This is a genomic window from Bradyrhizobium sp. CCBAU 45389 (assembly GCF_028128625.1).
Taxonomy (GTDB): Bacteria; Pseudomonadota; Alphaproteobacteria; order Rhizobiales; family Xanthobacteraceae; genus Bradyrhizobium; species Bradyrhizobium liaoningense_B.
This window is the reverse complement of sequence record NZ_LBIY01000040.1, coordinates 1-1,471: the sequence shown is the minus strand read 5'-3', so window position 1 is coordinate 1,471 and position 1,471 is coordinate 1. Positions and strand designations below refer to the sequence as shown.

Genomic DNA, 1,471 nt, shown 5'->3' with positions numbered 1-1,471 from the left:
CTCCTAACTTGTCTCGAACGAAGAACTCGTGGACAGGCGGTCTCCTTTCCCGCTCAGGGAGACGCTGATGCTGTGCTACTTACACGGTTCGTTGGTATCCTCGTCCGATATGGCGGCGACGAGCGTGAGCGAATCCGATCGCCACCACTTGAACATCTGATTCACCTCGCCTCCACAGCAAACCGGCGGGGCGGGCCAGACGCTAGCGGCGACGCGGCGCCGAGCCCGCCCCTAAACATCACCGCATCTGGAGCATTCGGTGATGCTGCCCAGACCAAGCAAAGGCCGTGCCGAGTCGAGAATTGGAGGTTCTGCAGGCAGTTCGGAGCGGGGCTCTAGGGTCAGTTGTCGGGCTTGGTCTGAAAGCCGACAGTCGACGCGTTACTTGTGCGACCCTGCCCCGTACTGCCGGACTTCGGACCAATGGCAACGATCACGTTCGCCTCGTCCGATCCAGGCTCGCGGTTCGCCCTCGGCACCTAGTCCGGACAAGCCAATGCAACCACCACCTTCTAACCGGTCGCAGCAGCCGTCACCGCCGGGATTCGGACCGACCTATCGACGGACATTTTAACGTAGAGGACCTCTCACGCGACGGTCTCTCAGACTTCCGATATCCTGCTTCCCACGGCCATCACGTATCGGCAGGGCAAACAGTACGCACCGTCTCGTGCCGTTCTGAACGATCGCATCTATCGCAGCGGCCGGTCCTGTACACGGCTACCCGACGGAATTGCCCGAAACAATCGAGGAGAAGATGATGACGATGTATACGTTCACCACGATTGGCTATCCGTCCGCCACTCACACCGATGCGGTCGGCGTCAATGACGTAGGGCAGATTTCCGGCGGGGTGGCTTTCTTGGGTTCTTGCGAGCGGCGCTCTCTTGCGCGCGGCTGGCTCGGCTCTAGCGCTGCGTTTGTGTTATGGGGCGGATACCTTACACAGCGTGCATCGTTCTGATGGAGTTCGCCCTCTGGTCGCAATAGCGATCGCTATGATCATACAATGAGCTGATGGAAATATCTCACGCGCTTCAGCAGAGTTTCCGTCGAGCTATGAATGAAAGATCGCTAATCTTGAGCAGGTGCGCATAAGAAGTGCCGTGAGGCCAGTGAGATCCCGATTTTCAATCGTGACTTGAGAAGCAAATCGCCAAACCCCTCCCCGTGTCCGGTTGGGCCGTGGACCGGCGCGGAGCCCTCGGCATAGCGCAGCGCCAGATCCCGTCGCCGGATGGCAGGTGACGGCGAACTCGGACGGCGTCTTCCATCCAAGCCGCGAGTGTGGGCGTGCATCGTTATAATCGGCCCGCCAGTATCCGAGCGCGACGCGGGCCTGGGCCAGCGACGTGAACAGCGTCTCATTCAACATTTCATCCCGAAGACGGCCGTTGATGGGGAAGACGGCCCCGCTCCCTCGGCGCCGGCGATATACTGGCGATGGACGAACCCGCTAACAGGAGCAATT

1 protein-coding gene and 1 pseudogene are annotated in these 1,471 nt (G+C 60.0%); one reads left to right on the top strand and one right to left on the bottom strand.

Annotated features, from left to right (window positions below; genetic code table 11):
• The first annotated feature begins 757 nt into the window (after positions 1 to 757).
• The gene (locus XH79_RS06915; RefSeq protein WP_271581168.1) at positions 758 to 964 is read left to right on the top strand and encodes a hypothetical protein; all 207 of its coding nucleotides are present in this window, start codon (positions 758 to 760) and stop codon (positions 962 to 964) included.
• A gap of 110 nt (positions 965 to 1,074) precedes the next feature.
• Here XH79_RS06915 and XH79_RS06910 read toward each other — a convergent pair.
• Positions 1,075 to 1,396: pseudogene (locus XH79_RS06910) on the bottom strand (integrase core domain-containing protein); the annotation flags it as partial.
• Positions 1,397 to 1,471: the final 75 nt, after the last annotated feature.

What these genes read in the sequence shown, in the direction of transcription:
- XH79_RS06915 (WP_271581168.1), top strand. Translation starts at nt 758, where the DNA reads ATGATGACGATGTATACGTTCACCACGATTGGCTATCCGTCCGCCACT.